The organism is Aeromonas sp. 600527 (assembly GCF_049175415.1).
Classification (GTDB): Bacteria; Pseudomonadota; Gammaproteobacteria; order Enterobacterales; family Aeromonadaceae; genus Aeromonas; species Aeromonas veronii_A.
Map to the genome: position 1 here is coordinate 26,548 of NZ_JAAKVA010000017.1, position 24,100 is coordinate 50,647.

Here is a 24,100-nt window from a genome sequence, read left to right on the forward strand (position 1 = left end):
TGCGGCATCAGGCCAGCAATCAGTTCATGCCGTATTATCACACCATCTGTCTAATACTGTTTTATGCGGCCAAAAAATTTAGTCTATCCATCTGATTTATATCTTTAAAGTGACATTTATTGTCTAAAGTCATCTTAAGGTATATAAGACAAGTGTGGGTTCAAGTGTGGGTTCAAAATGGCAATCTCAGATTCAAAACTCAAAGCAATGCTGCGTGGTCACGATGATGATACACCCAGAAAGGTTGCAGACAGGGATGGGCTATCTGTTCTGTGGAGGAATAGCGGAAAAGTCAGCTTTGTGTACCGCTATCGAATTTTAGGCAAGGCAAAAAATCTGACTCTGGGATCCTATACCGGCCAAGAGGGGGGGCTGTCGCTTTCCGAGGCAAGGAAAAAGGCGGCGCAATGTCGAGCTTGGTTGGAAGAGGGCAATGATCCCGCCTTGATGACTAGGATCGGAAAAGATGAAAGGCTTAAGCCTGTCACGGTTAAAGATGCACTTGAGTATTGGCTCTGCCATCACGCCGATAAGAAAAGGTTGAACAGTGAGAAGCATCGCCAGCAATTTGCTAAGTGGGTCTATCCCCGTATCGGAGATCTTCCTTTGTCAGATTGTGATACTCGTCACTGGTTGAGCGTCTTTGACGAATACTCGAAGGTAGCACCTGTGGCTAGTGGGTATTGTTTCCAAAACTGTAAGCATGCTCTGAAGTTTTGCCGTGTCAGACAGTTTGCAGTGAGTAATGCATTGGATGACTTGACCGTCGCTGATGTTGGGCAAAAAGCAAGTAAGCGAGATAGGGTTCTGACGCTAGAAGAACTGCGAACACTATGGGATTGGGCTGAGAAGCTAGGTCCGTATTGCTACTACGGAAATTTGGCCAAGATTCTATTGTCGTTCGGTGCAAGAACTCAAGAAGCTCGGCTATCAGCACCCGAAGAATGGAATCTAGCCGAAGGTACATGGACAGTACCAGCGTCTAACTCAAAAACAGGTAATAAAATCGTGAGACCAATACCTGATTTTATTCGGCCGACGATAGACGCCTTGCTGAAAGCAGCCGCCGCACAGTCATCCCCATACTTGCTAGGGGAACTCAAGCGACCAGAAGCGGTAAGTCAGTGGGGAAGGGGGATTTGGAAGCGGCTCGGGCATAGCGCCCCCTGGACATGGCACGATCTGCGAAGGAGCTTAGCGACCCGCCTTAACGAGGCTGGGATTGCCCCCCATGTCGTGGAACAAATTCTAGGTCATGCCCTACCTGGTGTAATGGCTCACTATGTTCATACGGTTCGGTTACCGGAACAAAAAATGGCTCTGGAGTTATGGGGAGGTATTTTGAAACCATCAGAAAAACCGGCAAATAATATTGTGCATCTACAAGTGGGATAGGGGAGTACAGCAGCTCTTTTCTTAAATTCGATTTTTAGACTGTGCCTATGGAGGTTACATCGAGTGTACCCTCCATTTTTACCCAGCCTGTACAGCCATGCTGGCCATGTTAGCCGCAGTTACAGAGCTGGAGCCTGTAGGCCACACTCTATCGGCATGGCCTTATCTATTTAGACGAGGAACTCATCCAGCTGACGACCTTGTTCGAGTTGTTCAGCCAAGAACTTGGGTGTGCGGCCCTGACCGGTCCAGGTATGCTCCACCCCATTCTTGACGTAACGGTATTTCGGAGGACGAGGGGCTCGTTTAGCTTTTTTGTCGATTGCAGCAAGTAGTTCAGCTGGATCAATTCCAGCCTTGTCCATCAGCGTTTGGAACTTAGCCAGCTTTTGCTCGTGTGCTGTCGGCTTAGTTTTACCCTGTTGCGTCGAGTTGAGAACCCACCCTTTTTGTGCTCCTTTACCAAAGGTGCGAATTTTTTTGCCACTTGATAGTGTAGTATCTGCATAAGCAAGTACATCTTGAATAAACAAGTCGTGAATATCATTAAGCATTTTTTGTTGATTCGTAGCCGTTTGAAGGTTAATGCGGCTTCGTGTACCTCGATACGAAAACACATCTCCATTTTTAATCTTTTCCCGCCACATCTCACCGATTGACTCCATGATATTAAAATGTTTGCTCCAGTTCTCTTTTAAAAATAAAATCACATGCAGGTAATATCCCCTGATGGAGCAGTAATCCACCTTCCATATATAACCATCAATGTATTTCACTATGGGGTTTTTAGCACCATTTCGAAACACTGCATTTCTGCCGGTACGTAGCATCATTAGCCTGTAGTCATTTACCTGAGAGGGTGTTTTCAATCTCAATTTCAACGCCTTTTCAAACTTAATGTCATACTCATCATCAAACGGGCAATTGAACCCAAGGCAAAAGCGTATGGCATGAACGCTACCATTTTTCATGATGGCATTAGCGTGCTCCATCACTGAATTCACGTTCTCCTGCACATTAAATAGTCGTTTACTGGTTGCTTTTTTATAGGCTGGTTGATTGAATATCAAATTAAATCGGTTAACGAATGCAGTAATCAAATCTATCGAAAAGTAATTTTCAAAGTCACAGCTATTTGTTATATCTATTCTGTTTGCATTAACAGTGTTGACGAAAAGCGACACCGCTGGATGCACATTGAAGTGTTGCAAAAAATCATCATGTCCCAAAATGGCGCTCACATTCATTTTCAACAAATGCCTTATTCTCTCCTTTATATTTCTTTTTTGTGCCTTGGTGAATACACGCCGTTGATTTACATTTTCTATTTGCACGTTACTTTGAATATCTGAGTTCAAATCTTCCAGACTGTTGTATGTCTCGAGTCGGCGACCAATCCGAGGGGGTGTGTGAAAATTAAATTCTCTGATAGAGGAGATAAAGCACAGAATGTCATATATGCAAAGAAATGTATCATAGTCGACTGTCAAAAATTTTTTGTCACTGTACACTGCATCAGATGATTTGTTTTCCGCTATAAATATATCTATCTCGGCATTGTTACCTGCACTCAATCCTTTTTCACCTAATCCCTCTCGTAAAAATGCACCATGTATGTTTGTCCTTGTCCGCTTGGCGGCGGCAATCCATGCATTATTGCAATCATATATTGCATAGGGTCTCGATATATTGGGCTCACTTTTTTTCTCATTCTTTTTTTTGGGGCTTCTTCTGCGTGAGGGTTTTAAGTGTGCTTTAGGGGATGCTACTTCTCCCTCATTGGATGAGCTGCCCGCGGAGAGTGAATTACTGGATGTAAGCCTATCATCTTTACTCTCTGGCTTTCTAATACTAACTCTTCGTTGGTTTTTTGCCACTTCTCCAATTTCGCGCGCCAACTTACTTTTTACTTTTTTAGCCATCTCTTCACCGCCACTCAAACAGACAATATCAAAGTAATTAAAGTGCAGGATAGCGCATTACCTCAAGGTAAGTCACGCTTGTTGACATTATTTCAACCAGCATCACATGCAAGAGCCTTAGGTATCTTTTGGTATAACATGATTGCAGTTGACAGGTTGTGTGGAATGGTCGTTTTACATGGTGTGTGCCACCGAATGGCTATCAAAAAAACCACTCAAAACCCAGATGGAGTGGTACGTGAAGCAATGCCTGACATGCTTCCATGCAATGCTAAATAGTTGCTGGCTACAATGTAATGTTTTTATTGGGCTCTAACCCGCTAGAGCTAATCATGTGTTTTTTAACGGGCCCGCTCTTCTGATGAAACAACCCACTACATCATCAGGAGTACACACCATGAACAACACCATCAAAGTCCTGCGTATCAAGGACCTCACCAACAAGATTGGCATGGCCAGGTCTACTATCTATGACTGGCTTAATCCCAAGTCTCCTCGTTATGACGAGACATTCCCCAAACCCTTCAAGATAGGTCAGTCCTCTATTGGCTGGTTTGAGCACGATGTTGATAGCTGGCTTATTCGTAAAAGCCAGTCTTGAATGCATTTTTCCATCCCTAGTGAGCTCCATAACTTCCAGCGTTATAAATCCTACCTTGATAGGCTCATGGGTTAGGGAAATAGCCATCACCTCTTATATATGTTTTTTGATATTTTCGTAGGTGAGGCAGACGTATCACGTTTAGGTTTATTTATTATTTAACATCACTACCATTCATTAAACATCACTTCTATTCAATACTATTCCTACGCTATGTACAGCCACCCATATACAACCAATAACCATTACCACTATCGCGTACCATTACACCACTCCCATGTGGTGGTCATGCTACCACCAGCATAGTTAGCCAATACCACTCCACCAATCGCCCCTATATACGCGTGTGTCTATAACACAGCGTAGGGTTACTCCTGCCTAAGCGAGGCCACCATGTTTAATTCAGTCAGACTATTAGATATCCTATCCATAACAGACCAGCTCCAAAATACAACGCTTCCTATTGTCAGGGCTGTTAATTCAGCCCCTGGTAAGTCACGCATCACTTGCATTGACCGTAGGCTATCAACCCAACTGTTTAATGCGTTGGATACAGTGTGTGATTATTTTTATTGTCATGAGGAGGTATCGTCAGCGCATCCAACGGTAGCGCTATTCCTAACGTATATGCGAGAGGTTTATGGATTGCACCTCATCCATGAGCGATATCTTGATAGTGATGTCGGTGACGAATTAGCCAGGGATCTCAATAACGCGCTGTATGCGTTTATAAGAGAGCTCAAGAGTAAGGCGCACCGTAAGTGCCTCAAGAACCTTAAACGCGTTGAAAGTCGCAATCAGCTCAGTATAGCGACGTATGTTAATAGCCTATTCGACCAGCATGCCAAGCTATTAGTCATCCGATTGGATATCGGCTATCACGAAGACTACTACGACCAGCTCACGTTAGACCTCGTGACAAATGACCGGAATGGTTACCTTCGAGAAATACAGAGAAAATATCCTGCATTGGTAGGCTATATCTGGAAACTGGAGTACGGGGTTGATAGACGTTTCCATACCCACATTACGTTCATTTTTAATGGGGCTGTACACCAACGAGATATCTCGCTGAGTAGAGCGCTGGGGGATCTGTGGGAGGATATAACCGACAATAGCGGGGTCTATTACAACTGCCAAGTCAGGCGGGAGGAATATCAACGATGGGGCACTGATGGGATTGGGATGGTTCACTACAGCGATACAACCAAGCGCATAAACCTGATTAATGCGCTGAGTTATCTGACCAAGTTGGATACGCAAGTATTGGCGGTATTGCCAGCCGGACGTCGGACCTTCGGGCGCATGGAGAGACCATCGCGCCAACCTCGCCTTGGCAGACCACGGTTATTGTTCTGTCGGTTTGATTGAAAAAGATCTCAGATAGATATTATCAAGGGAGAGTAAACAGATATCGCTGTGAAGCTGCTTGGGAGCGCCATCGCGGCCTCCCAAGTTATTGACCCTGGCATCGGGTGTCAGTCAGTCACAGATGCGCACTGCGAGCTGTTAAGACGCCAGTCGTGCCACCAGCTTATCAACCACCTCCAGCACCAGCTCTCTGTCAGCTGTCTCGAGTTTGGCCAACTGCTGGCTGAGCACAATGCCTTGTTCGGTAGGGCGGTTGCTGGTCTCACGCAGGAAGTCTGCAAGCTCACAGCCAAACAGCTGAGCCAACTGTGCCAAGCGCACTACGGTCGGCACCACGAGACCTCGCTCCATCCGGGAGACGGCTTCCATCCCTATATCCAAGTTTACTGCCACTTGCTCCTGAGTTAGCCCCGCCAGCTGGCGTTGACGTCCAATCGCTTTGCCCACGCTCTTGGCCAGCTCTTCAGAGTTGATGTTTGTCATACGTCCTCCAGTCAACCCTAATAGTTGACTATGGACTTTCATTGACATTAAGGACCCTTTGCGATGAGGATCACCCCATTAGATCTAATTCATTGAAATAGTCACCCCAACATCGAAAGGAGTTCGACACGACCTAACCTCAACCCATCCCCTTGGTGGCATTTGGCTATCAGCCAGCACCACCATTAACCCATTACGTTTACAACCGTTAGTCCGACAGGCTCGCCTCGTCGGTCGGGCATCCCTTTGCCATTTTATTAAGGAGAGATCATGAATCGCACACTGCTTTATCCTTTGCTGCTGGCCTCTGGCTTATCACTGAGTGCCTGCAATGCAGAGTCTGCCGATGGCCCAGAATTCAATCTAGACGTGGAGTACACCGCTATTGGACGGCCTCAGATCGTCGTCACCTCGCTCAACGATCAAGTCACTATTCAGAAAGTGCTGATTAATGGCGGCAAGAGTAAATGCCGGGTGATGCTGCGCAGTGACTTGATGGGTTCGGTGGGAGGAACCTATTTCCCACTCAAGCTCAATTACACCGAAAGCTGGCGGCTGGTCATGACCGAGCCGTGCCGATTGAGGGAGGTCACCCTCTTCACCAATCTGGGCAATGCCTCTTACACCATTGAATAAGTCGTCTGGAGAGTGACATGACAGAAAGAATCAAGCTGGCACTGTGGTGCACATGGTTATCGCTGTTTGCCTTACCAACCTGGGCTGAGCCCCAGTTCACGGTGCCAACGGTCACTAAGCGGGTACCGGCCAACATTGAGGGCAGACTCAATTTCGCCAGCATGCAGTTTTGGATAGAGACCTCGAAAGGGGAACGCATCATGTTGATGCCGCTGGATGAAGATGAGCCAAGGCTCATACCCAGTGTCAGCCTGCCGGTTGCCCTGAACGGTTTTATGCTCACCTATTCAGATGGCAGTCGTTACTTCGAGCCTTCCTTTGCACCTGCGTCAGCTGCCTCAAGTACCACGTCATTTACCATCGTGAAAAATGGTGATGACAGCATCGAGATCCGGCATGGGGGTGAGGTGCTGCTGCGCACCGATGAATATGACGCCATCAAACTCACGCACAGTTTGCAGTTGGCCAACGGGCAGGCGGTCTTGTTTGAGCTGCACAGTGGCGGAGTGGCATGCCCGGTGCTCTACCAGTTGGCTGTCGCTCAGACTGGTGTGCTGACCATGCTATCACCGCCTTTTGGTACCTGTAGCGACGAAGGCAAGCTGACCCCCGACCCCAACGGTTTCACCCTCGACCTGCCCGGCAATCCTCGTCAGCGCTGGGTATGGGATGCCAGCAGCTTGACGCTGCGCAAGCAGCCCTGACCACCAGCCACCACACATTCACCACCATCAGGGCACCTTCGGGTGCCCTCTTTTTTATGTCGCATTTTATTTAAGGAACGGTTCATGCCATTACCACAATCAGGGGACCACCTCGTTTCCCCCCGCATCGGTTACCAGCACCACGGTCTCTATCTGGGGGACCATCTGGTCATCCATTACCAAGGGGTCAGTGCCGGAATACATTCCGGTCAGATAGCTATCACCACGCTTGCCGAGTTTAGCCAAGGGCGGGGCTATCGCATTCAGCACCATAGCGCACGTGCCTATAACCGGGAGGAGAGTATCGACCGCGCTTATTCCCGTCTTGGAGAGGCGCACTACAGCACGCTTTTTAACAACTGCGAACACTTCGTGCTCTGGTGTATCGAGGGCTTTCACTACAGCAAGCAGATTAACCAGCTGATTGCCACGGGGTGTATCGCACATCAGGCGCTTCGCACTGTGGCTCGGCAGCCTACCCTTGCGGCCCTGCCTGGCATGGCCACCAGCACGGCACTGAATCCGTCAGCAACTACCGCTGTGACCGCTGCAGTCGGTGCGTTGCTGGGGAGATCTGCCACCTCGCTGGCGCCGCCCTTGGCTGTCACCTACGGCCTCTACCGCGCCTGGCGCTGGTTCAGGGATTAACGCGTCTCACATTCGATACGAAAGGACACACCATGATGACCATGCCATTTCACCTGGCAGGAATGGCCCTGCCAATTTCCCCCGAGCTGCCTGACTTGCTACGCAGCGTCGTGCGGAAACAACTACTCGACCTCACCAACCTCTCGACCCTGACTTTTAACTTTCGCTACCCCGGCTACAGTGCCGAAACGGGTGGCGTCCATCCGGTAGAGCTGCGGCTTATTCGGGGATTGCACGGCTGGGTCTTCGATTACATCACCGACTTCAGTTATCAGGGGCTAGGTCAGGATGCCGAGCTCTGCAAGGAGCTCGACTTCAACCTCTCCTGTGATGAACACTATCTGCAGGGCTGGGGACCACTGCCCGACGAGGAAGCGCGGGAACTGTTCGCCCTGTGGCAGAGCAATTTCATTAGCTACGCCCGGTTGGGATATTTCACTGTCACGATCAGCGGGGAGTAGGAGATATGTGATGACTAACGAACTGCCGCTCTCCCACACCTCACGTCAGTGGCTGGGGCTGGTCGCCGCAAAGGCCAAGCTGCAGCCGACTCGCCAGGGTGAACGCTGGTTGCTGCACCTGACTCCCGATAGCCCAAATGCCCGCACTGTCACGCTGCATTTGCGTTGGTCTGGGGTGCAGTGGCAACTGCTCTCCCTCACCAATGCCGAGGACTGGCACGCCATGAGCCAGCCCGTGGATGAAATCTGTGTGGACCCCAAGCGTCGGTGTTTCTGGCGCAGCCAAGCAGGACCGGTTTCTCTCACCGAGCAACCCCGTGTGCTGGGGAGCTTTTTGAGCGACCTGCAGCGTAGCTGCATTCATCACGGCTATTGCGTGGAGAGTGACCCCTTACCCCAAGAGGAGGCACATGATGCCCAAACAACCGATCGCCGTTGAGCTTGAAGCGATTAATCGCGATGGCGAGACTCAGGTAGTACGTGATAGTGGCCTGACCGTACACGGCTACAGCGTCTACCTACGAGCAGTGGAGGCCAGTGGACTGGCACTGGCGACTTGGGTGGCTGACTACGACACAATAGGCCCTGCCTATGAACTGGGAGAACGGCTGAGTTTGGCACTCGCTATCCCGCTCACCATTCTGATCCCAGAACCGCTGCTGCCAGTGAAGAGTGAATCCGCCGCCACGCAGGCCCCATAACGGCCAGCTGAACTACCCTCAAAGTGAACCAATAACCTCTCTGCATTTAGCCCCGGTATGCCTCGCGCTGCCGGTTTTTTTCTTTTTCAGGAGACCCCATGCGTTACCACAAACTCAAAGCCGGGGAATGCACCGGCACGTATGTCGTCACCGAGCCGGTGACAGAGCAAGACTTGCTGCGCATCGCCAATCAGATTGCCCGTAAACGCCTGGCCAAAGGCACCGCCATTACCAGCACCACCAAGGCCGCAGAGCGACTGCAAACCCTGCTGCAAGACCGGGAGCATGAAGTGTTTGGCGCACTGTTCCTTGACTCCCAGCATCGCGTGCTGGCTTTTGAGGAGCTGTTTCGCGGCACCTTGGACAGCGCCAGCATCTACCCACGGGAAGTGGTCAAGCGGGCCTTGCTGCTTAACAGCGGGGCCATTATCGCGGTGCATAATCACCCCAGTGGTGACCCGGAACCCAGCTACTCTGACCGGGTCTTTACCCAAGGCCTCAAAGAGGCCTTGGCGCTGGTGGATGTCCGGTTGCTTGACCATCTGGTGGTCGGTGCTGAGGGCGTCGTCTCGCTGGCCGAGCGAGGTCTGCTATGAACATTCCCCCTGGTAAATCACACCTCACCGTCCTCGATATCCTCATCGAATTGCGCTGCTGGCTTGAAGACAACGTTCAGATGCAGGCCGAGCCCGCCATCGCGGCTCACCTGCCTAACAGCTACCTGCTCACCCAGAGCGATTGTATCGAGGCCATTGATTCGCTGCTGCATCAGCTACGCCATTAGTCGCGCCAAGAAGGAACAAACGCCATGCGATTACCTAATCCTTATTCCCTGGTGGAAACCCTCGAGAAGCTGCGCCATGGCCTGGCAGCCGCCAGCAGCCAAGGGGCGCAGGAGTTGCTGGAGAAGGCCGTCGCCAAGGCCCATGATGACGAGGCCTATGCCAGGCAGTTTGAAGAGACCTTGCTGCGGGGATCCACCATCGAGATCCGCGAGTGCCTCAGTTACTTTGGCGACTACTTCGAGCGATCCAGAGACGCGCCGCCCTATTACCCGCATCACGATGCCGTCAACTGCATTGATTGTCCGCTCTACGCCATCCTGTTTGATGCTGCTCACCCAGACGCAGAGCAGGCTCACGAATAACGCCAGCATCCCCAAACCCGGATCATCAGGTCCAACACCAAGATCCGGATATTCCGATCCCCCTAACAAGGCCACCTCACCGAAGGTGGCCTTTTGCATTTCAAGGAGTCATCCCCATGTCTGCCTTCATGATCGATCGCAAGGATTACCTAGCCTTTGCCGTACAGTTACACCGTTTTTGCAATGCCTCGCTGCCACCGCACTACACCCTTGAGCTGCTGCGCTCCCTCTGGTGGAACTCACCAATGGATGTCACCAGTACCTGGACGTGGCGGGTTGACCGGCTGGTTAGGCTGATGATGCTCGCCAACCGGCGGGCAGTCTGGCATCGCTATCAGCTGGGGCGTCAGCAGGAGCGTAAGGAACCACGCCAGCACTGCTCGACCAAGCTGGGACAGATTAAACCTGCCCACCGTTACCACCAGGGACCGCTCACCGATAGCGAGCTGGTTGCCCTCTACAAATTCACCTGCTGCGCCCTGTACCAATCGAGCGAATGGAGCGGGAGCCCTGAGCAGGCTCCCCGGCTGGTGAAAGTGATACAGCAGTTGCAACAGGCGCTGGCGCAAGACGTGCTGACTCGACTGTCACTGTGGGAGCAAGCCCCTTGGGGAGAGATGCGATGAATCTCGCCATCACCCTGACGGTGACAAACTCACCGCCGAGCTCAACGGCCCATCTAGCCCAGCGTATCGCCGATGACATGGCACACCTGCATCATCGTCTGGGTGATGGGGTCGGTGATGAATTGGGCATCAGCATCAGTTACTTGGTCGAGCAGTTTGCGCTACTGGCAGCGGCTTACCGTTCACCTGCAGAAAGAGAGAACACCCATGATCGAATTCAACGATAGCTTCACTCAGGTCGCAGTCGCTCAGGCCATGAGCGCACATGGCGATTTGCATCGGCTCATTACCTATCAGCTCACCTTCCCGAAGTGGGCACACGACTATGACGAGACCGGCAAGCGCACTGGCCCCGACAAGATCAAGCCCGTACCAACGATGCACAAGACCTCGCTGTTCGTAAGTCCACTGGACATGGTGGACAACCTGCCCCGCGAGATTAACTTTGCGTGGTGGGAGCGTGAGTGCAACGACCTCGGCTATCCCGTTGGGGAGTGGCGACGCACCATTGTGGGTGCCTACGTCAACCACGGCAGTAATGACAAGCCGGATTGGAGTAGTCACACATGAGCATCTTCGAGCACATGACATGGGGACTGGGCACCCCGAACCTGCCCAAGCTGGGGGCTCGAGCCATTTTGCAGCGTGGTTATGTGGACTTCCTGGGCGACCGTGCCGGTATGTACGGCGAGCCAGACGAGGCGTGGCGGGCCGAGTGCGACACTGTGCTGCCTCACTTCCTGCGTGAGTTAACCAAGATGGCCAAGGCATACCAGATATGCACCGACATGGACGAGGTGTTTCGCCTTGAACACAAGGGCTGGGTGTGTGAAGCCAGTCCGAGGCGCAGCTACGGCTACCTCTACCTCGACATCTACCACCCCGCTAGTTAGCGGGGTGTTTGTTTCAAGGATAAATATCATGAACAAGTTCTATCACGTGGGCACACTGGCCCGCCGTGAAGTCACCGCCCTGCTACACACGCTGACACACAATACAGCCTCCAATGCCGAGGGGATCCTCAACTACGTGGGCAGCAAGCTGAACCCCTACGACCCGTGCAAAGAGAAGGCCAAGGCACGGCACACATTGCGCCGGGTCAAGAAGGCTCTGACGGTAGGGCGTATCCCGTTTGAGCTCACCGTGACGGGTTGCCGCATCGACCGTGGCAGCCATCAGGCTGACCGTTACTACTACGACCGGACGCTGCTGGCCCAGGGCTGGCAACAATACGATACCGAGGAAGACGCCTGGTATTTCGGCATCTGGATTCACACCGAGAAGCTGGAGACCTTTACCTACGCCGAAGGGGATACCAGCCATGTGATTGCACCAAACGTTGAGGCGTTTCGTGCCGAACTGGCGCGGCTCTACCAGCACCACCCGCAAGCCCCGGCGTTTATCAGTATCGACCCGGAAGCGGGCGTTGTGACCCACCACTTTGAAGCCAAGCCGGAGGTGTGAAATGGCGAAAAACATCACCATAAAGGTACCGGGCAAGCACCCGCAGACCGGTGAGCTCACCACCTTTGAACTCAAAGGCCAGCGCATGGATATCGACATCGGTGGGCAGACCGTGCCCTTCCTCATTCACGGCAGGGGCGTCGGTACGTCGCTCACCCATATCCCGAGTGGTTACCGTATCGCGCAGCTCGGTGGCTGGCTCACCGCTCGTTACGCAATACCTGAGAATAAGCCCAGCAGAACGGTCTGCGCCCAGATGGCCATAGACCGGCTGGTGGCTCAATACGGCTCGCGGCACCTATTGGACCGGCTTATTTGCAAGCCGGTTATCAATGAGACTGAGACGGCTGACTACGCACGTTGAGGTCCCACCGTCTCGCTCATCCACACACAGCATAAAGGGCCAGCCCTCACAGGCTGGCCCTTTGCATCACTGGAATCACTGAACATGACCCGTCTTATCACCGCGCTCGAGGTGCATCGCTATGCCCCCGAACTCAACACATTGCATCTGCGCAACCGGCAGACGTTACCCGCTCCCGGCATCACCACCATCAAAGAGGCCAAAGCCAGCCTGTTTGGCCACTGGCAGCCAGGGCACCAGGTGACCATCACCGTGAAACATCCCGGCTACATCAATGGCCAAAAATCTGAAGCACCAGACCTGCCCACCCGGATCTTTGTGCTGTGGGGTTTGCCCCATACCGTCACTCCGTGTTTTGGCGATCGTCTTATCCAGGATCATCATCGCCTGTACTTTTTGTCCGACCGTGCCTTGTGGGTGAATGACAGAAGAGGCAATAGCTCAGCTGGAAGCCACCTTCTCGGCCATGATCAAGAAGTTAGAAGGAAGCTCCTCATAGGAGAATTAAATACTCGCCACCAGCTCAGCATTATCATCCTGCACGGCAGGTTTAACCTGCGGAGCTGATACCTTCGGCAGCTATGGCTATGTGAATATAGTGGTCTGTCGCAAACCTAATTCTGCCATGCCACTAGGTGTTCAGTCGTAGTGGGCAGGAGTGAAAATAAATAGCATCATAAATGACTATGATTTCAAAGGTATTTGTAAGTATTTTTATATAACTTCAGAGTTTGAACTGGCGCCCTTATCATACTTACATCCAATAGCAATTTCGTTCATGTGCCTATTGGTAGGGGAGCTCTAATACTATGCTCAGGTCGTCAGAGCTCCCCGCTTATAATCTACAACGATAAGTTGGTTTGATGGCAATCAAGCTTGCTTTTGTATAATTTTCAGTTAAGTCTAGCTTTGCCTATATTTCTCTCTTTGGGTGCAAGGATATATATGCCAAAATATATAAAGCTTGTGCACTGGCTGTATGAGGAAAATCGCATGGTTGCCTTGACAGAAGTTGCCAAGTTTATGAATGTAACTTTGAGTGGCGTTCATCATTACATCAAGTCTATCCGTAAATGCGAAGATATATTTCAAGTACGGATCAGTCAAGTTGCTATAGGTGATCGTAAACAGTTCGCGATCAGAGTGTTGGCTATTAGACCTTATAAATTGATACCTGGCAGAAGACCTGTTTTAGCGGATGATCAGCAAAAAGGTCTTCAAAGTGACTATTTCAGCATGGTAGATGTTTGGCGGATTTTAGTCAGTAAACCATGGCGTAAAATTAACTTTATTATGTAAAAAGCTGTGAGGTGTGGAGGTAGGTATGTAGTACGCGCAGTGTCGATGTTTGCTTGTTCATGAGTTGTATCCCGTGTGTGTTCCATAACGTGGAACTTTAACGGATTGCATTTGCAATCCGTTTTTTTATGTCTCCTTGATAACTGCCGAATGGCATTATGCCAAGCATTTAATACTCCTCGCATTTTATTGTGTTTATTCATTTAAATTATATTTAATTATAACGTTGGTGGATTTTTTAATGGCGTTTTTATGGCTCTCCTGCCTTGCGGGATCTGTTGTTAAATGTTTGTTTTTTAATGTATTTTTAAGTATTTTAAAGGATGTTTATTAATTGCCGAAACTTGTTAGTATTTTCGTCGTTGATTGGGCGGGGTGCGGGATAAATAAGTAGTAGAAGCCTGGCCCCATGGACCCTGGTGAGCAAAGCGACTGGAACAACCTTATATGGGGGGCTCGGTTACTTTCGCTTACTTCTTTATCATTATGATGTGTTGCCACTGCGTTTTGAAATAACAAAGCAACACACGTAATGGTAAAGCAACATACGTATATGTAGCAGTAGCAAAAGCCATGTATACAATAAATAATTGATTGATAAGGTATGTAATGATGAAAAAAACTACTATTGCTTCAGCCATGATGATGTTTATGTTCTCTGCTGCTGTATTCGCTGCTGATGACCGTGAAGCGGCTGCTGGTGCACCGACTGACCAAGGTCACGGAGTGATCAAATTTGTTGGTGCAATTATTGATGCACCTTGCTCTATTGCACCAGAAAGTGTCGATCAGACCATCCAAATGGGACAAGTTGCAAATAGTTTGCTTGAGTCTCAAGGTGAGACCCCACTGCGTCCCTTTGAAATACATCTCGAAGCCTGCTCTTTGGCTACTGCAAAAACAGCATCCATTACCTTCAACGGCGTTGCTGATGATAGCGAGAAGAAACATCTGGCCATCAATGGGTCTGCCAAGGGGGCAGCTGTTGCTATTGTCAACCAACTGGATGGATCTGAAGTCGTTCTCGGCACCCCAACCAAAGGTGCCGCCTTGCTGGTGGGTGACAACCATCTGAAATTTGGTGCCAAGATGGTCAGCAATATCAAGAGCGGTGAAAAAGCCACGCCAGGTGAGTTTACCGCTACCAGTGACTTTATCATGACTTATCAGTAAGTCATCACACTTTAATGGTTCATGGGGTAATTACACACAGGGACGTGTGTTTCCTTTAGCTTGACTCAATCAATAGAAATTTTATGAAAAAATCATTATTGTCTTTGACTATTTCTTTTATTGTTATCAGTTGGGCGAAAGGTTCTTATGCTGGTGATATTGAATTCAATACTGACCTGCTGGATGTAAAGGATAAAGAGAGCATAGATTCTGGTGCATTTAAAAAAGCCGGTTATATCCTGCCCGGTGAATACACCATGCAGGTTGTGGTAAATGATAATTTGATTGGTGAGCGAAAGGTCGCATTTTATGAGCAGTCGGAGAACAGTTCGCTATTGTGCATGACAACTGAACTGGCTAGTGAACTCGGCTTGAAAGCACCTGAGTTGGAGCGTTTGCTCGCCAGCAAGCAACTTGTCAGCAGCCTAGGGGGGGAGTGTTACAACCCCGATGTGCTGGAAGGCATTGTCATCAAGGGAGATATCAGCAAAGACACCCTCACGATCTCCATTCCGCAAGCCTATCGTGATTATGTCAGTGAGTCCTGGGATCCGCCTTCCCGCTGGGATGAGGGGGTCAGTGGTGCTTTGCTCGATTACGGTATCAATCTGCAAGAAAGTCGCACTGCCCACGGTAACGGCAAGAGTACCAATGCCAGTGCTTATGGTGTGGCAGGGGTAAACATGGGAGCTTGGCGGTTTCGAGCTGACTGGCAAGGGCGCTATCAGCGCAACGACAGTCCGGAAGGCAACGAGCGTGCGCAAAGCGAGCTTGAGGTCAATCGTGTCTATGCCTATCGGGCATTGCCCGAGATGAGTTCAAAGTTGATGCTGGGTGAGCTCGATTTAGGTAACTCCATGTTTGACAGCTTCCAGTTTACCGGGGCTTCGGTGGTGACCGATGACAACATGCTTCCTCCCAACTTGCGTGGCTACGCGCCCGAAGTGGTCGGTATTGCCAAGACTAATGCCAAGGTAGTGATCAGCCAGCAGGGACGTGTGCTTTATGAAACTCAGGTGGCTTCGGGGCCGTTTCGTATCCAGGACATCAACAGCGCCTTCAGTGGCACCCTGGATGTCAGGGTAGAAGAGCAGGATGGCAGTGTGCAGACCTTTCAGGTCAACACAGCCAACATTCCTTATCTGTCACGCCCGGGCTCGGTGCGCTACAAATTCAACAGTGGCAAGGCCAGCAGCCAGTCCCACCAGCTGGATGGTCCCGCGTTTGCCAGTGGTGAGTTCTCCTGGGGTGTCAGCAACGGTTGGTCGCTGTTGGGGGGAGCGTTGCTCAGCGATGGTTATGACGCTCTGTCCATTGGTATCGGACGTGACTTGCTGCAGTTTGGCGCCATCTCGTTTGATGTCACCGAATCACGGGCTCAACTGGCCGAGGGCACCAAGAGTGGCGGCTCTTACCGGGTCAACTACTCGAAAAACTTCGAGGAATACGACAGCCAGGTAGCGTTTGCCGGTTACCGCTTCTCGGAGCGGGATTTTATGAACATGAGTGACTTCATGGCGGCCAGAGCGGCACGTTACCCCTATCGTGGGGGAGCCAAGGAGATGTACAGCGTCATGTTGAGCAAACAGTTCAAAACCGCCCAGCTGGGAGCATACATCGACTATACCCATCAGTCTTACTGGTATCTGGTAGACAGTGATCGCATCAGCCTCTCCCTGTCTCACTACTTTGACGTGATGGAGTGGCGCGGTCTGACGGCATCGCTGACGGCGTATCGCAACGAACAGAGCAACCAGACAGACAACGGCATGTATTTCACCTTGTCGGTGCCCTTTGGTCTCAACAAGCACGTGAGTTACAGCGCCTCCTCCATGGGAGGGAAAACTACCAACAGCATGAGCTTTTTCGATCGGGTCGACGATCGCAACAGCTATTCGGTGACCGCATCGACCTCACCGAGCGGCGAAAGTGCCAGCGGTTTTTATACTCATACCGGTGACAAGACCACACTGATGGCCAACGTCAGCCACCAGGCAGGCAGCTCGACGGCTGCTGGCCTCTCCATCAATGGGGGGATCACGGCGACCGGGGAGGGGGTTGCCATGCACAGGGTGGGCATGATGGGCGGCAGCCGTATCATGGTGGATACCGACGGCGTCAGCGATGTGCCTGTGCACTCTGGTGGTCCCGCGACCTTCACCGACAAAAAGGGCAAGGCAGTGGTGGCCGATGTATCCAGCTACTACCGTCAACGTACTAGCATCGATGTGGATCAGTTGGGGGAGGATGCCGAACCCATTGGTACACCTGTTTCCATGGGCACCCTGACGGAAGGGGCCATCGGCTATCGCCACTTCGACATGCTGTCAGGTAGCAAACGGATGATCGAGATAGTCAAATCCGATGGCAAACACGTGCCGTTTGCCGCTGAGGTGTTCAACGACAGAGGGCAGCAACTGGGCATGGTGGGTGATGATGGCATGGCCTATCTGGCCGGCCTGCATGAAGGGAACGCAATCGAAGTGCGTTGGGGAGACAGTCAACATTGCCGCTTCTATCTGCCTTCACCCCTGCCCACCATGGATGGTATGGCCAGACTGACTTGCCAGTAACCGATTTTTTAAAACCAGATTGAGACAACCGAGATGACGAACAAACTGCTTTCCACTCTGCCCCTGTTGCTGACCCTGCTTGCCAACCAGGCTCAGGCCGCCGTATCGCTGGATCGTACCCGGGTGATCTACCCGGGGGCAGCCAAGTCCATGAGTCTGACCATTCGCAACAACAACAAGACCCTGCCCTATCTGGCGCAAGCCTGGCTGGAGGATGCCAACGGCAACAAGATCAACAGCCCCTTCACCCTGCTGCCCCCGGTCCAGCGGCTGGAGCCGGGGATGGAGAGCCTGCTCAAGGTGCAGGCGCTACCGGCTGTTTCCCTGCTGCCCCAGGACAAAGAGAGTCTGTTCTACTTCAACGTACGGGAGATCCCGCCGCGCAGCGACAAGCCCAACACTTTGCAGCTGGCGTTGCAGACCCGGATCAAATTCTTCTACCGTCCGGCCAGCCTGCTGGTGGAGCCGGGCAGCAAGCAAGCGCAGTGGCAAGAGAAGGTAACCCTGCAACAGGTAGCAGGCAAGTATCAGCTTACCAACCCCACCCCCTATTACGTCTCCATCGTGGAGGGGGCAAGGTCGGCCAACGCCGGCGGGGTAGAGGGGTTTGCCCCTGTGATGATAGCGCCCAACAGCAGCGCTCAGGTCAATCTCGGTGTCAGCCAGCTCGGCCAGCAGCCCACTTTCACCTACGTGGATGACTACGGTGGCCGCCGCACCCTGAGCTACCACTGCGCCGGTAGCTGCCGTTTGCAGCCTGCTAAAGATGCCCGCTAAGGAGATCATGATGCCGTGCCGCTCACACCACGCAGCCACCCGCCCGTTGCGCTGGGGCACATTGCTCCTGCTGCTGGGTATGCTGACCCAACCGTCAGTCTGGGCCGGCAGTGAGACCTTGATGTTGACCATCACCGCCGAGGTGGTTAGCCAGCCCTGTTCGCTGCGCCCCGGGGATGAAACCATCCAGGTCGATTTTGGTGGCATCGTCAACAAGGCGCTGCTGCGAGAGGGTCGTACCCCAGGCAAGCTGTTTCAGCTTCATCTGGAAGAGTGTGACCCGACCATTGCCAGCAGCGTCAAGGTGACCTTTGCCGGCCAGGGGGCCAGCGAAAACAGCAGCTTGTTGGCACTGGCGGGGGATAGCGCCGCCAAAGGCATCGCCATTGGGCTCGAACAGGGTGGGCAGCCCTTGCCACTCAACCAGGCCAGCAAGGTGCAGGCATTGGCAAGCGGCAGCAATGTGCTCGACTTCACCGCCTATGTACAACTGCTGCCCTCGGGTCAGCTCAACCTGAACCCGGGGGCCTTCAATGCCACTGCCAACTTTACCCTTGACTATGACTAACCCGTACCCTGTGCTGCATCTCGAGCACGCTTGGCAATTGGCTTATGAGTGGGTTTGCCAACGGCGATGCCACTACCCGGCCAATGCCGATATCTGGCACCTGCGCTTTCATTGGCCCGCCCTTTCAAGAAGGCTGCTGGCGTCAGTGCTGGCGGGCAACTATCGCATGAGCCCCATGCAGGTGGTGGGCAAACATGCCATCTGGTCGGCGCAAGATGCGCTGGTGCTCAAATGGGTGGCCTTGCTGTGCGCTCCCTAGCTTACCTTGCATCCACGCTGCGAAAATGGCCTTGGCATGGGGGGCAAAGCCTCCAAGCGGCGGTTGCATGCATTTTTAAATGAGGCGCAAGGAGACTATACCTTTGTGGTGCGTACCGATATTCGGGGTTATTACCAGCATATCGATAAACATCAGGTGCTGGCACGGGTGGTAGGCCCGCTCCCCTCGCCAGTCTGGCGAGATCTGACCCATCAGTACCTCTATTATAGCGTGGAGCAGGGGGGCGAGTTCCATAACCCTACCGCTGGGATAGGGCGTGGCTGCGCCTTGAGCCCGCTGATTGGCGCCAGCCTGCTCTACCACATAGACGCTGATTTTGCCGGGCAGCCGGACCTCTACTATGCCCGCTATATAGATGATTTCATTATTCTGGCACGCACCCGTTGGCGGCTGCGCCGTGCCATTGTTTCCCTGCGCGGCCATCTGGCCGAGGGGCGCTTTTCACTGCACCCGGACAAGACCCGGATTGGCAAGCTGGCCAAAGGGGTCGATTGGCTGGGTGGTTGGTTTAACCCGCAGGGGCTGGTGGGCATAGCGCCCCGCTCCCTGCAACAATACCGAACCCGATCTCTGCGGCTTTATGAGCAAGCTCTGCGTCAGGGGCACTCCGAGGAGGAGTGTCAGGCGAGAGTGCGGATCTATCGGAGGAGGTGGAGAGGATGTTTTTGATGAATGACAGTCATCAGTGTTGTGTCTGTGCCGTGGCACCCCTCGCGTACCGCCCGCGTGGCGAGGCCACGCTCCGGGTGCGCTGCCCGTCAATGCTAACCCGCGGCGGAGGCTGCAGCGCAGCGAGCTATATTTGGCAAATCAGCTCGCGACGCATGAATAGAATCTATCTCGCTCTGGCGATCGCTGTTGCCGGGATGTACCCCCTACCCAACTACGCGTTAGTTCTCCAATATCCTCCACTGACCACTGTACCTGGCGAATCCGACCTGACCGGCGGATTTTGGACTCAATCCGGGTGGTCATACCAAGACTCAGTCGGCGTTGAATTAACCCTGGGCAGCCAGACGTGCAAGCTCGTACCACAGTTCCCCGGGTCGACCGGGTGGACATACAGAGAGCTAGGCGCGAACAACTTCGCGATCGCGATTGACGAGGCCCGGAGACGACTCCTTAACCGGACCCTGACGGCGTCATCCGCCGAAAGCAACCCATCTACCGCTTGCGAGGCCATAGTAGAAGCTCGCCGGGTTGACAGGGCGTCCTTGGTAATAACCGGTAAGGACAAATATCAGGTCCATTACTGGCTCAGTGCGGTACCAACGGTACCAGGGCGCCCCGTAACGTGCTCGAGTAAAACCTCGCCACTGGACTTTGGGCGTGTCAACATCCATGAGGGAGGTGCCACTGCGGATGCGCGAATCATAACCACCTGCTCAAGCGATGCCTACGTAGCCGTCACCGTGAACAATAACAAACCATACACTGACACGGGATCAGGGGCTACGATATCTTTTACTATCCCTAACTCAGTACGCGAGAGGTGCAACGTCTGCTCCACAACCGTCCATGGAACTATGCTGACGGCGCCTAAAATCCCCGGGAGATATACTTGGGCCGTCCCGGTCACGATCGACTATGAATAGCGATTCTTGTAATACGTTCGGGGGTGAGAGGCGAGGGGGGGCGATGGGGTACTAAAGCGACAACAGACCGGAAATAGACCCAGTACTCGCGATGCTGGGTTTCTGACCACATCCGGACGAGTAAGGCGAGTGGGCTGAAATCCGGCTTGAATAAACCTGAGAACCTACCAGCCAGCTTTTCATTCCCCGATGTGACTCGACGGAACCTTCTCCTTTGCGCACCAAACGCCCCGTTTGATCCCATTACACCTACGACCACGAACTTTTTCTGAGCATACGGACGTGACAGAAGGATGTCGTGACCGTATGTGCGTTGCTGAATGACCGCCATATCAATCTGCGTCTAGTTAACGCTGCCCACCTTCTAAGCAGGCTTAAACAACCGGCAATCCGAATTGGCCGAGTGCGATGATGAAGTCGGGATCATTACCACGGCCCCTGAGTTGCCCCATATCTGACCTCCGATGATTGCTCCGTGATAGGCAGAAACCCAGCGGTAAACCAATACCACCCGTGAGCAAGTGAATTTAGTTGCGAAAACCACCACGCTAATGATTCAGAGCTTGATTCGCCGGTTATGTACTCAAGCCCCATCCTCCTCGGACTAGGCAATTACAGAGATGACCGGAGTCGATAATCCCGTCGTCCACAGATAACTGCCACGCGCTAAGGATGGCCAGGAGACGAACCGTACTCAGGCGACGTAGAACGGAGTTCTAGACCCAGCCCATGGGCCGAAACGTTCAGGCAGAACTCGACAAAGTACGCCGGTGTGAAGAATCCCAAGAATGCCATCGGGCACCAGGCGTAGCTCTCTCGCTCAGTCCCGAGTAACACGTCCGCTTAATGCTGCGGCATAGAAAAAGGGGCTGTCGATAAGCCACCATTCCGCAACGGTCAACTGGTAACGACGGGGTCTGTATACGTTTTAAGGTCTTGATAAGATATGAGATTAAAATTCATGACTATCAGGCCACAGGCTAGTGAGCCGACGCCCTTCGACCACTCGCCTACGAGTCCTGGCCCGAACATACGAACTCATGGCTTTGCCACTGGAGCCTGGACCGGAAATGGTGGGGCTGGTTCAAAGTGGGAACGATGGATTCCCCGCGGAATAACGCAAGGACAGCCCGGCTCGCAGGGGAGTGTACCCTTTGAAGAGCCAACTCCCACGCTCGGTATGGCTATGTTCCAATTACGCGTTGCATGGAGCGTCCCAGCGCCTCAGGCTAGCAATGTGGGATATTCACATCCTGTCTCTATCGCTCCAACATACTTCGCTAACCAAGATAATTCCGCCGAAAGTGGGATCGCTACGCTACCCCATAGAGCTGCTCCATCAACTCATCGACCACCTGGTGTACCCGATCAAAGATAGACACGATCCCACCACCCGCTCCCCTGCACGATTGCGCACTACTCGGTGTGTTTTCTCTCACCTCGCTGAAACTTGCGTTCAATCGGTATCATATCCGCACAGGACGGCATACGGGGCGATAAGCGGCTGAAGTACCTCCCTTATTGTCTTGGCATTCAGCCGTTCCAACTGGAAGTCAGCCAGGTGGCCTGCTCTGTCTTGCACCGTCTCCACTGGGATGTAATCTAGGGCTGTGACTCGGGTACGACCATTGCCTCCTCGATGGCGGTCCGGACGGGGCAATCCGCACTGTCCTTTGAACGACTCTAAGAAAAAGGATTCATCATCTCGACGATATCCTCTTCCCATACCGCCATAGCCTTCAGGAAGCGACGGCGCCACAAATTGGCGGTGTTTTTACAACCGCCGCAGCACATCGCCGCCTGCCGGACTGTCCGACCGTCAATGAGGGCCTGTTTATAGTCTTCCCAGCATTATGGCTTGCGAAGTCGGGCGAGAGGTGTGTTGGTGAGCACGGAATTGGTGCGCAGACATTGCTTGCAGCGATAACGGCGCAGCCCTCGAGACCAGCGCCAGGGAGCCTGCTGTGTGGCCTCGGCCTGGCAGCGAGGGCAGCATTGGCATGCGTGCAGCAGAGTGGCCAGCGAGGTGATGGGGTTAGGGGGAGTTCATGTTGCGCGATACGACGCTGACGCAAAGTGAGCAATAGGAAGAGGGACAGTAGCTGTTGAAAGGCTTCGGTATCCATGATTGAGGCCCTCAAGATGATTACCTACTTCAAGGTTAGCTTTTCAACACATTACTGGGTCAGAGCCAATAAAAAGGGCATCCATGCCCGGTACTGCATCTTCCTTGTTACTGCTCCATCACTGATTTGACACCGGTTATACGCACTTCGACACGGCGATCTGGGGCCAGGCAGCTGATGCGCTCAGCCTTGGACTTGATGCCATCACAATCACTTCCGGTGAGAGAATCTTTTGCACCACGGCCCTCGACCCTGATCTTGCCAGCCGGTAGGCCTTGAGAGACCAGGTAATCAGCCACGGCTTCTGCACGAGCTTCGGACAGGCGCTGGTTCACCTTGTTGGAGCCGATGCGATCTGTGTAACCGACCACGATGGCTTCACCGTCTTTCGGGCGGGCAGCGGCAAGATCACGATAGAGTGTTGCCAAGGCCTGCAGCCCTTCTGCTTTCAGCTCTGCCTTGCCAAAGGCAAACAGCACATCTGAGCTAAGCTCAAACGTCTTGTCGACCATGACGGGTTCGGGGGCAGGAGCGGGGGGCGTCACGGCGACCGGCTCGACATAGCTGCTGCGGAACGGGTGATAGACCATCTCCAAGGTGGTCATGTTCTGGTTCGGCTTGATTCGTGTCTGATAGTCGCTGCTGTGCAGATCGGCCACGTCCGTGATATATCGCCAGCGGGCTTGTACATCCAGCGTTTCGGTCAGCTGATAGGTGACACCGGCACCGAACAGGGAGGAGACCTTGGTATCCTTGGTTCCCAAACCATCGGTGTGGGCCCAATAACCACCTGCTTCCCCGAAGAGGGAAACGCCATCAGCCAACGGCACTCGACCGATTAGCGAGAGGGTACCGCCCTGGTTTTCGAAGCGGTTACCATCCGTGTTGCCACGCCCGCCATAGACATAGCCGAGCTCGGCACCCAGGTAGTCGTTCAGGTTGTAGCCAGCAAAGGCGTTGGCGGCTGCCGCATCTTCGGAGCCTGTCTCCACGCCTTCAATCTTGTTCAGCCCCTGGAAGTGGGTAAAACCGGCACCTGCACCGAGATAAATGTCAGGAGTGCCTTCGCTGGCAGTGGCGTGCAGTGACATCAGACCGAACAGCAGGGTGCTCAGCAAGGTTGGGGTCATGTATTTCATGCTAAATCCTCACTTTTTAAAAAATGCCCATGACTTCCTGCAAGGGA

General features: G+C 52.7%; 29 protein-coding genes and 1 pseudogene. 26 read left to right on the top strand and 4 right to left on the bottom strand.

Features of this window, described 5'->3' with window-relative positions; genetic code table 11:
- Positions 1-177 precede the first annotated feature (177 nt).
- Positions 178-1,395 (top strand): tyrosine-type recombinase/integrase, encoded by a 1,218-nt coding sequence (locus tag G5154_RS17590; protein ID WP_421263954.1) that lies wholly within the window; start codon positions 178-180, stop codon positions 1,393-1,395.
- A gap of 170 nt (positions 1,396-1,565) precedes the next feature.
- On the opposite strand, the gene G5154_RS17595 is transcribed toward G5154_RS17590, so the two are convergent.
- On the bottom strand, positions 1,566-3,317 hold the full coding sequence (locus tag G5154_RS17595; RefSeq protein WP_421263955.1) for an H-NS family nucleoid-associated regulatory protein: 1,752 nt from the start codon (positions 3,315-3,317) through the stop codon (positions 1,566-1,568).
- A gap of 397 nt (positions 3,318-3,714) precedes the next feature.
- Here G5154_RS17595 and G5154_RS17600 point away from each other — a divergent pair, with 397 nt between their 5' ends.
- Positions 3,715-3,918: a helix-turn-helix transcriptional regulator gene (locus G5154_RS17600; protein WP_059296207.1), complete on the top strand. Its 204-nt coding sequence runs from the start codon at positions 3,715-3,717 to the stop codon at positions 3,916-3,918.
- A gap of 645 nt (positions 3,919-4,563) precedes the next feature.
- Positions 4,564-5,289, top strand: a complete 726-nt coding sequence (locus G5154_RS17605) for a YagK/YfjJ domain-containing protein (protein WP_421263956.1) — start codon at positions 4,564-4,566, stop codon at positions 5,287-5,289.
- Between the two features lie 138 nt (positions 5,290-5,427).
- Here the strand turns inward: G5154_RS17605 and G5154_RS17610 are convergent, their stop codons facing one another.
- Positions 5,428-5,772 carry a helix-turn-helix domain-containing protein gene (locus tag G5154_RS17610; protein ID WP_421263957.1) on the bottom strand — a complete coding sequence of 115 codons (345 nt, stop codon included), beginning with the start codon at positions 5,770-5,772 and terminating at the stop codon, positions 5,428-5,430.
- 270 nt (positions 5,773-6,042) lie between these two features.
- Here G5154_RS17610 and G5154_RS17615 point away from each other — a divergent pair, with 270 nt between their 5' ends.
- The 23 genes from G5154_RS17615 to G5154_RS17725 all read left to right on the top strand — a co-directional run bounded on the left by G5154_RS17615 (position 6,043) and on the right by G5154_RS17725 (position 19,862).
- Positions 6,043-6,408, top strand: a complete 366-nt coding sequence (locus G5154_RS17615; protein WP_411623742.1) for a hypothetical protein — start codon at positions 6,043-6,045, stop codon at positions 6,406-6,408.
- A 17-nt stretch (positions 6,409-6,425) separates the two neighbouring features.
- Positions 6,426-7,112, top strand: coding sequence for a hypothetical protein (locus tag G5154_RS17620; RefSeq protein ID WP_421263958.1), 687 nt, complete (start codon positions 6,426-6,428; stop codon positions 7,110-7,112).
- An 84-nt stretch (positions 7,113-7,196) separates the two neighbouring features.
- Positions 7,197-7,760, top strand: a complete 564-nt coding sequence (locus G5154_RS17625; RefSeq protein WP_411623746.1) for a lecithin retinol acyltransferase family protein — start codon at positions 7,197-7,199, stop codon at positions 7,758-7,760.
- Between the two features lie 35 nt (positions 7,761-7,795).
- Positions 7,796-8,221, top strand: a complete 426-nt coding sequence (locus G5154_RS17630; RefSeq protein ID WP_421263974.1) for a DUF2787 family protein — start codon at positions 7,796-7,798, stop codon at positions 8,219-8,221.
- 10 nt (positions 8,222-8,231) lie between these two features.
- Positions 8,232-8,660 (top strand): hypothetical protein, encoded by a 429-nt coding sequence (locus tag G5154_RS17635; protein WP_411595266.1) that lies wholly within the window; start codon positions 8,232-8,234, stop codon positions 8,658-8,660.
- Positions 8,635-8,922, top strand: coding sequence for a hypothetical protein (locus G5154_RS17640; RefSeq protein ID WP_421251409.1), 288 nt, complete (start codon positions 8,635-8,637; stop codon positions 8,920-8,922). The genes G5154_RS17635 and G5154_RS17640 overlap by 26 nt, the downstream gene beginning before the upstream one ends.
- Before the next feature lie 98 nt (positions 8,923-9,020).
- Positions 9,021-9,518, top strand: a complete 498-nt coding sequence (radC, locus tag G5154_RS17645; protein ID WP_421251396.1) for a RadC family protein — start codon at positions 9,021-9,023, stop codon at positions 9,516-9,518.
- The gene (locus G5154_RS17650; protein WP_421263959.1) at positions 9,515-9,706 is read left to right on the top strand and encodes a hypothetical protein; all 192 of its coding nucleotides are present in this window, start codon (positions 9,515-9,517) and stop codon (positions 9,704-9,706) included. The genes radC and G5154_RS17650 overlap by 4 nt, the downstream gene beginning before the upstream one ends.
- A gap of 24 nt (positions 9,707-9,730) precedes the next feature.
- Positions 9,731-10,069 (top strand): hypothetical protein, encoded by a 339-nt coding sequence (locus G5154_RS17655; RefSeq protein ID WP_421263960.1) that lies wholly within the window; start codon positions 9,731-9,733, stop codon positions 10,067-10,069.
- A gap of 116 nt (positions 10,070-10,185) precedes the next feature.
- On the top strand, positions 10,186-10,695 hold the full coding sequence (locus G5154_RS17660; RefSeq protein ID WP_421263961.1) for a hypothetical protein: 510 nt from the start codon (positions 10,186-10,188) through the stop codon (positions 10,693-10,695).
- A complete protein-coding gene (locus G5154_RS17665) occupies positions 10,692-10,922 on the top strand; it encodes a hypothetical protein (RefSeq protein WP_421263962.1) in 231 nt (76 codons plus the stop codon). Before G5154_RS17660 ends, G5154_RS17665 begins: the two co-directional genes overlap by 4 nt.
- Positions 10,903-11,265, top strand: a complete 363-nt coding sequence (locus tag G5154_RS17670) for a hypothetical protein (protein WP_042060655.1) — start codon at positions 10,903-10,905, stop codon at positions 11,263-11,265. The genes G5154_RS17665 and G5154_RS17670 overlap by 20 nt, the downstream gene beginning before the upstream one ends.
- Positions 11,262-11,588 carry a type IV toxin-antitoxin system YeeU family antitoxin gene (locus G5154_RS17675; RefSeq protein WP_042019086.1) on the top strand — a complete coding sequence of 109 codons (327 nt, stop codon included), beginning with the start codon at positions 11,262-11,264 and terminating at the stop codon, positions 11,586-11,588. Before G5154_RS17670 ends, G5154_RS17675 begins: the two co-directional genes overlap by 4 nt.
- Before the next feature lie 28 nt (positions 11,589-11,616).
- Positions 11,617-12,159: a hypothetical protein gene (locus G5154_RS17680; RefSeq protein WP_421251390.1), complete on the top strand. Its 543-nt coding sequence runs from the start codon at positions 11,617-11,619 to the stop codon at positions 12,157-12,159.
- Position 12,160: 1 nt separating this feature from the next.
- Positions 12,161-12,523, top strand: coding sequence for a hypothetical protein (locus G5154_RS17685; RefSeq protein WP_421263963.1), 363 nt, complete (start codon positions 12,161-12,163; stop codon positions 12,521-12,523).
- 84 nt (positions 12,524-12,607) lie between these two features.
- Positions 12,608-13,090 carry a type IV toxin-antitoxin system YeeU family antitoxin gene (locus tag G5154_RS17690; RefSeq protein WP_421263964.1) on the top strand — a complete coding sequence of 161 codons (483 nt, stop codon included), beginning with the start codon at positions 12,608-12,610 and terminating at the stop codon, positions 13,088-13,090.
- 378 nt (positions 13,091-13,468) lie between these two features.
- On the top strand, positions 13,469-13,822 hold the full coding sequence (locus G5154_RS17695) for a hypothetical protein (protein WP_421251388.1): 354 nt from the start codon (positions 13,469-13,471) through the stop codon (positions 13,820-13,822).
- Between the two features lie 609 nt (positions 13,823-14,431).
- On the top strand, positions 14,432-14,995 hold the full coding sequence (locus G5154_RS17700; RefSeq protein WP_421263965.1) for a fimbrial protein: 564 nt from the start codon (positions 14,432-14,434) through the stop codon (positions 14,993-14,995).
- A gap of 83 nt (positions 14,996-15,078) precedes the next feature.
- Entirely contained in the window at positions 15,079-17,568 is a 2,490-nt protein-coding gene (locus tag G5154_RS17705) for a fimbria/pilus outer membrane usher protein (RefSeq protein ID WP_421263966.1), read from the top strand.
- A 33-nt stretch (positions 17,569-17,601) separates the two neighbouring features.
- Positions 17,602-18,345, top strand: coding sequence for a fimbria/pilus periplasmic chaperone (locus G5154_RS17710; protein ID WP_421251385.1), 744 nt, complete (start codon positions 17,602-17,604; stop codon positions 18,343-18,345).
- A 7-nt stretch (positions 18,346-18,352) separates the two neighbouring features.
- Positions 18,353-18,913 carry a fimbrial protein gene (locus tag G5154_RS17715; RefSeq protein ID WP_421263967.1) on the top strand — a complete coding sequence of 187 codons (561 nt, stop codon included), beginning with the start codon at positions 18,353-18,355 and terminating at the stop codon, positions 18,911-18,913.
- Entirely contained in the window at positions 18,906-19,172 is a 267-nt protein-coding gene (locus G5154_RS17720) for a hypothetical protein (protein ID WP_421263968.1), read from the top strand. Before G5154_RS17715 ends, G5154_RS17720 begins: the two co-directional genes overlap by 8 nt.
- Before the next feature lie 36 nt (positions 19,173-19,208).
- The gene (locus G5154_RS17725; protein WP_421263969.1) at positions 19,209-19,862 is read left to right on the top strand and encodes a reverse transcriptase domain-containing protein; all 654 of its coding nucleotides are present in this window, start codon (positions 19,209-19,211) and stop codon (positions 19,860-19,862) included.
- Between the two features lie 2,155 nt (positions 19,863-22,017).
- Here the strand turns inward: G5154_RS17725 and G5154_RS17730 are convergent.
- Both G5154_RS17730 and G5154_RS17735 read right to left on the bottom strand, forming a co-directional pair.
- Positions 22,018-22,914: pseudogene (locus tag G5154_RS17730) on the bottom strand (IS1595 family transposase).
- A 107-nt stretch (positions 22,915-23,021) separates the two neighbouring features.
- Positions 23,022-24,053, bottom strand: coding sequence for an OmpA family protein (locus tag G5154_RS17735; RefSeq protein WP_421263970.1), 1,032 nt, complete (start codon positions 24,051-24,053; stop codon positions 23,022-23,024).
- Positions 24,054-24,100: the final 47 nt, after the last annotated feature.

What these genes read in the sequence shown, in the direction of transcription:
- G5154_RS17735 (WP_421263970.1), bottom strand. Translation starts at nt 24,053, where the DNA reads ATGAAATACATGACCCCAACCTTGCTGAGCACCCTGCTGTTCGGTCTG.
- G5154_RS17650 (WP_421263959.1), top strand. Translation starts at nt 9,515, where the DNA reads ATGAACATTCCCCCTGGTAAATCACACCTCACCGTCCTCGATATCCTC.
- G5154_RS17625 (WP_411623746.1), top strand. Translation starts at nt 7,197, where the DNA reads ATGCCATTACCACAATCAGGGGACCACCTCGTTTCCCCCCGCATCGGT.
- G5154_RS17660 (WP_421263961.1), top strand. Translation starts at nt 10,186, where the DNA reads ATGTCTGCCTTCATGATCGATCGCAAGGATTACCTAGCCTTTGCCGTA.
- G5154_RS17715 (WP_421263967.1), top strand. Translation starts at nt 18,353, where the DNA reads ATGATGCCGTGCCGCTCACACCACGCAGCCACCCGCCCGTTGCGCTGG.
- G5154_RS17725 (WP_421263969.1), top strand. Translation starts at nt 19,209, where the DNA reads ATGGGGGGCAAAGCCTCCAAGCGGCGGTTGCATGCATTTTTAAATGAG.
- G5154_RS17670 (WP_042060655.1), top strand. Translation starts at nt 10,903, where the DNA reads ATGATCGAATTCAACGATAGCTTCACTCAGGTCGCAGTCGCTCAGGCC.
- G5154_RS17690 (WP_421263964.1), top strand. Translation starts at nt 12,608, where the DNA reads ATGACCCGTCTTATCACCGCGCTCGAGGTGCATCGCTATGCCCCCGAA.
- G5154_RS17640 (WP_421251409.1), top strand. Translation starts at nt 8,635, where the DNA reads ATGCCCAAACAACCGATCGCCGTTGAGCTTGAAGCGATTAATCGCGAT.
- G5154_RS17700 (WP_421263965.1), top strand. Translation starts at nt 14,432, where the DNA reads ATGATGAAAAAAACTACTATTGCTTCAGCCATGATGATGTTTATGTTC.
- G5154_RS17655 (WP_421263960.1), top strand. Translation starts at nt 9,731, where the DNA reads ATGCGATTACCTAATCCTTATTCCCTGGTGGAAACCCTCGAGAAGCTG.
- radC (WP_421251396.1), top strand. Translation starts at nt 9,021, where the DNA reads ATGCGTTACCACAAACTCAAAGCCGGGGAATGCACCGGCACGTATGTC.
- G5154_RS17710 (WP_421251385.1), top strand. Translation starts at nt 17,602, where the DNA reads ATGACGAACAAACTGCTTTCCACTCTGCCCCTGTTGCTGACCCTGCTT.
- G5154_RS17610 (WP_421263957.1), bottom strand. Translation starts at nt 5,772, where the DNA reads ATGACAAACATCAACTCTGAAGAGCTGGCCAAGAGCGTGGGCAAAGCG.
- G5154_RS17675 (WP_042019086.1), top strand. Translation starts at nt 11,262, where the DNA reads ATGAGCATCTTCGAGCACATGACATGGGGACTGGGCACCCCGAACCTG.
- G5154_RS17620 (WP_421263958.1), top strand. Translation starts at nt 6,426, where the DNA reads ATGACAGAAAGAATCAAGCTGGCACTGTGGTGCACATGGTTATCGCTG.
- G5154_RS17720 (WP_421263968.1), top strand. Translation starts at nt 18,906, where the DNA reads ATGACTAACCCGTACCCTGTGCTGCATCTCGAGCACGCTTGGCAATTG.
- G5154_RS17600 (WP_059296207.1), top strand. Translation starts at nt 3,715, where the DNA reads ATGAACAACACCATCAAAGTCCTGCGTATCAAGGACCTCACCAACAAG.
- G5154_RS17695 (WP_421251388.1), top strand. Translation starts at nt 13,469, where the DNA reads ATGCCAAAATATATAAAGCTTGTGCACTGGCTGTATGAGGAAAATCGC.
- G5154_RS17680 (WP_421251390.1), top strand. Translation starts at nt 11,617, where the DNA reads ATGAACAAGTTCTATCACGTGGGCACACTGGCCCGCCGTGAAGTCACC.
- G5154_RS17665 (WP_421263962.1), top strand. Translation starts at nt 10,692, where the DNA reads ATGAATCTCGCCATCACCCTGACGGTGACAAACTCACCGCCGAGCTCA.
- G5154_RS17685 (WP_421263963.1), top strand. Translation starts at nt 12,161, where the DNA reads ATGGCGAAAAACATCACCATAAAGGTACCGGGCAAGCACCCGCAGACC.
- G5154_RS17595 (WP_421263955.1), bottom strand. Translation starts at nt 3,317, where the DNA reads ATGGCTAAAAAAGTAAAAAGTAAGTTGGCGCGCGAAATTGGAGAAGTG.
- G5154_RS17615 (WP_411623742.1), top strand. Translation starts at nt 6,043, where the DNA reads ATGAATCGCACACTGCTTTATCCTTTGCTGCTGGCCTCTGGCTTATCA.
- G5154_RS17705 (WP_421263966.1), top strand. Translation starts at nt 15,079, where the DNA reads ATGAAAAAATCATTATTGTCTTTGACTATTTCTTTTATTGTTATCAGT.
- G5154_RS17635 (WP_411595266.1), top strand. Translation starts at nt 8,232, where the DNA reads ATGACTAACGAACTGCCGCTCTCCCACACCTCACGTCAGTGGCTGGGG.
- G5154_RS17590 (WP_421263954.1), top strand. Translation starts at nt 178, where the DNA reads ATGGCAATCTCAGATTCAAAACTCAAAGCAATGCTGCGTGGTCACGAT.
- G5154_RS17630 (WP_421263974.1), top strand. Translation starts at nt 7,796, where the DNA reads ATGACCATGCCATTTCACCTGGCAGGAATGGCCCTGCCAATTTCCCCC.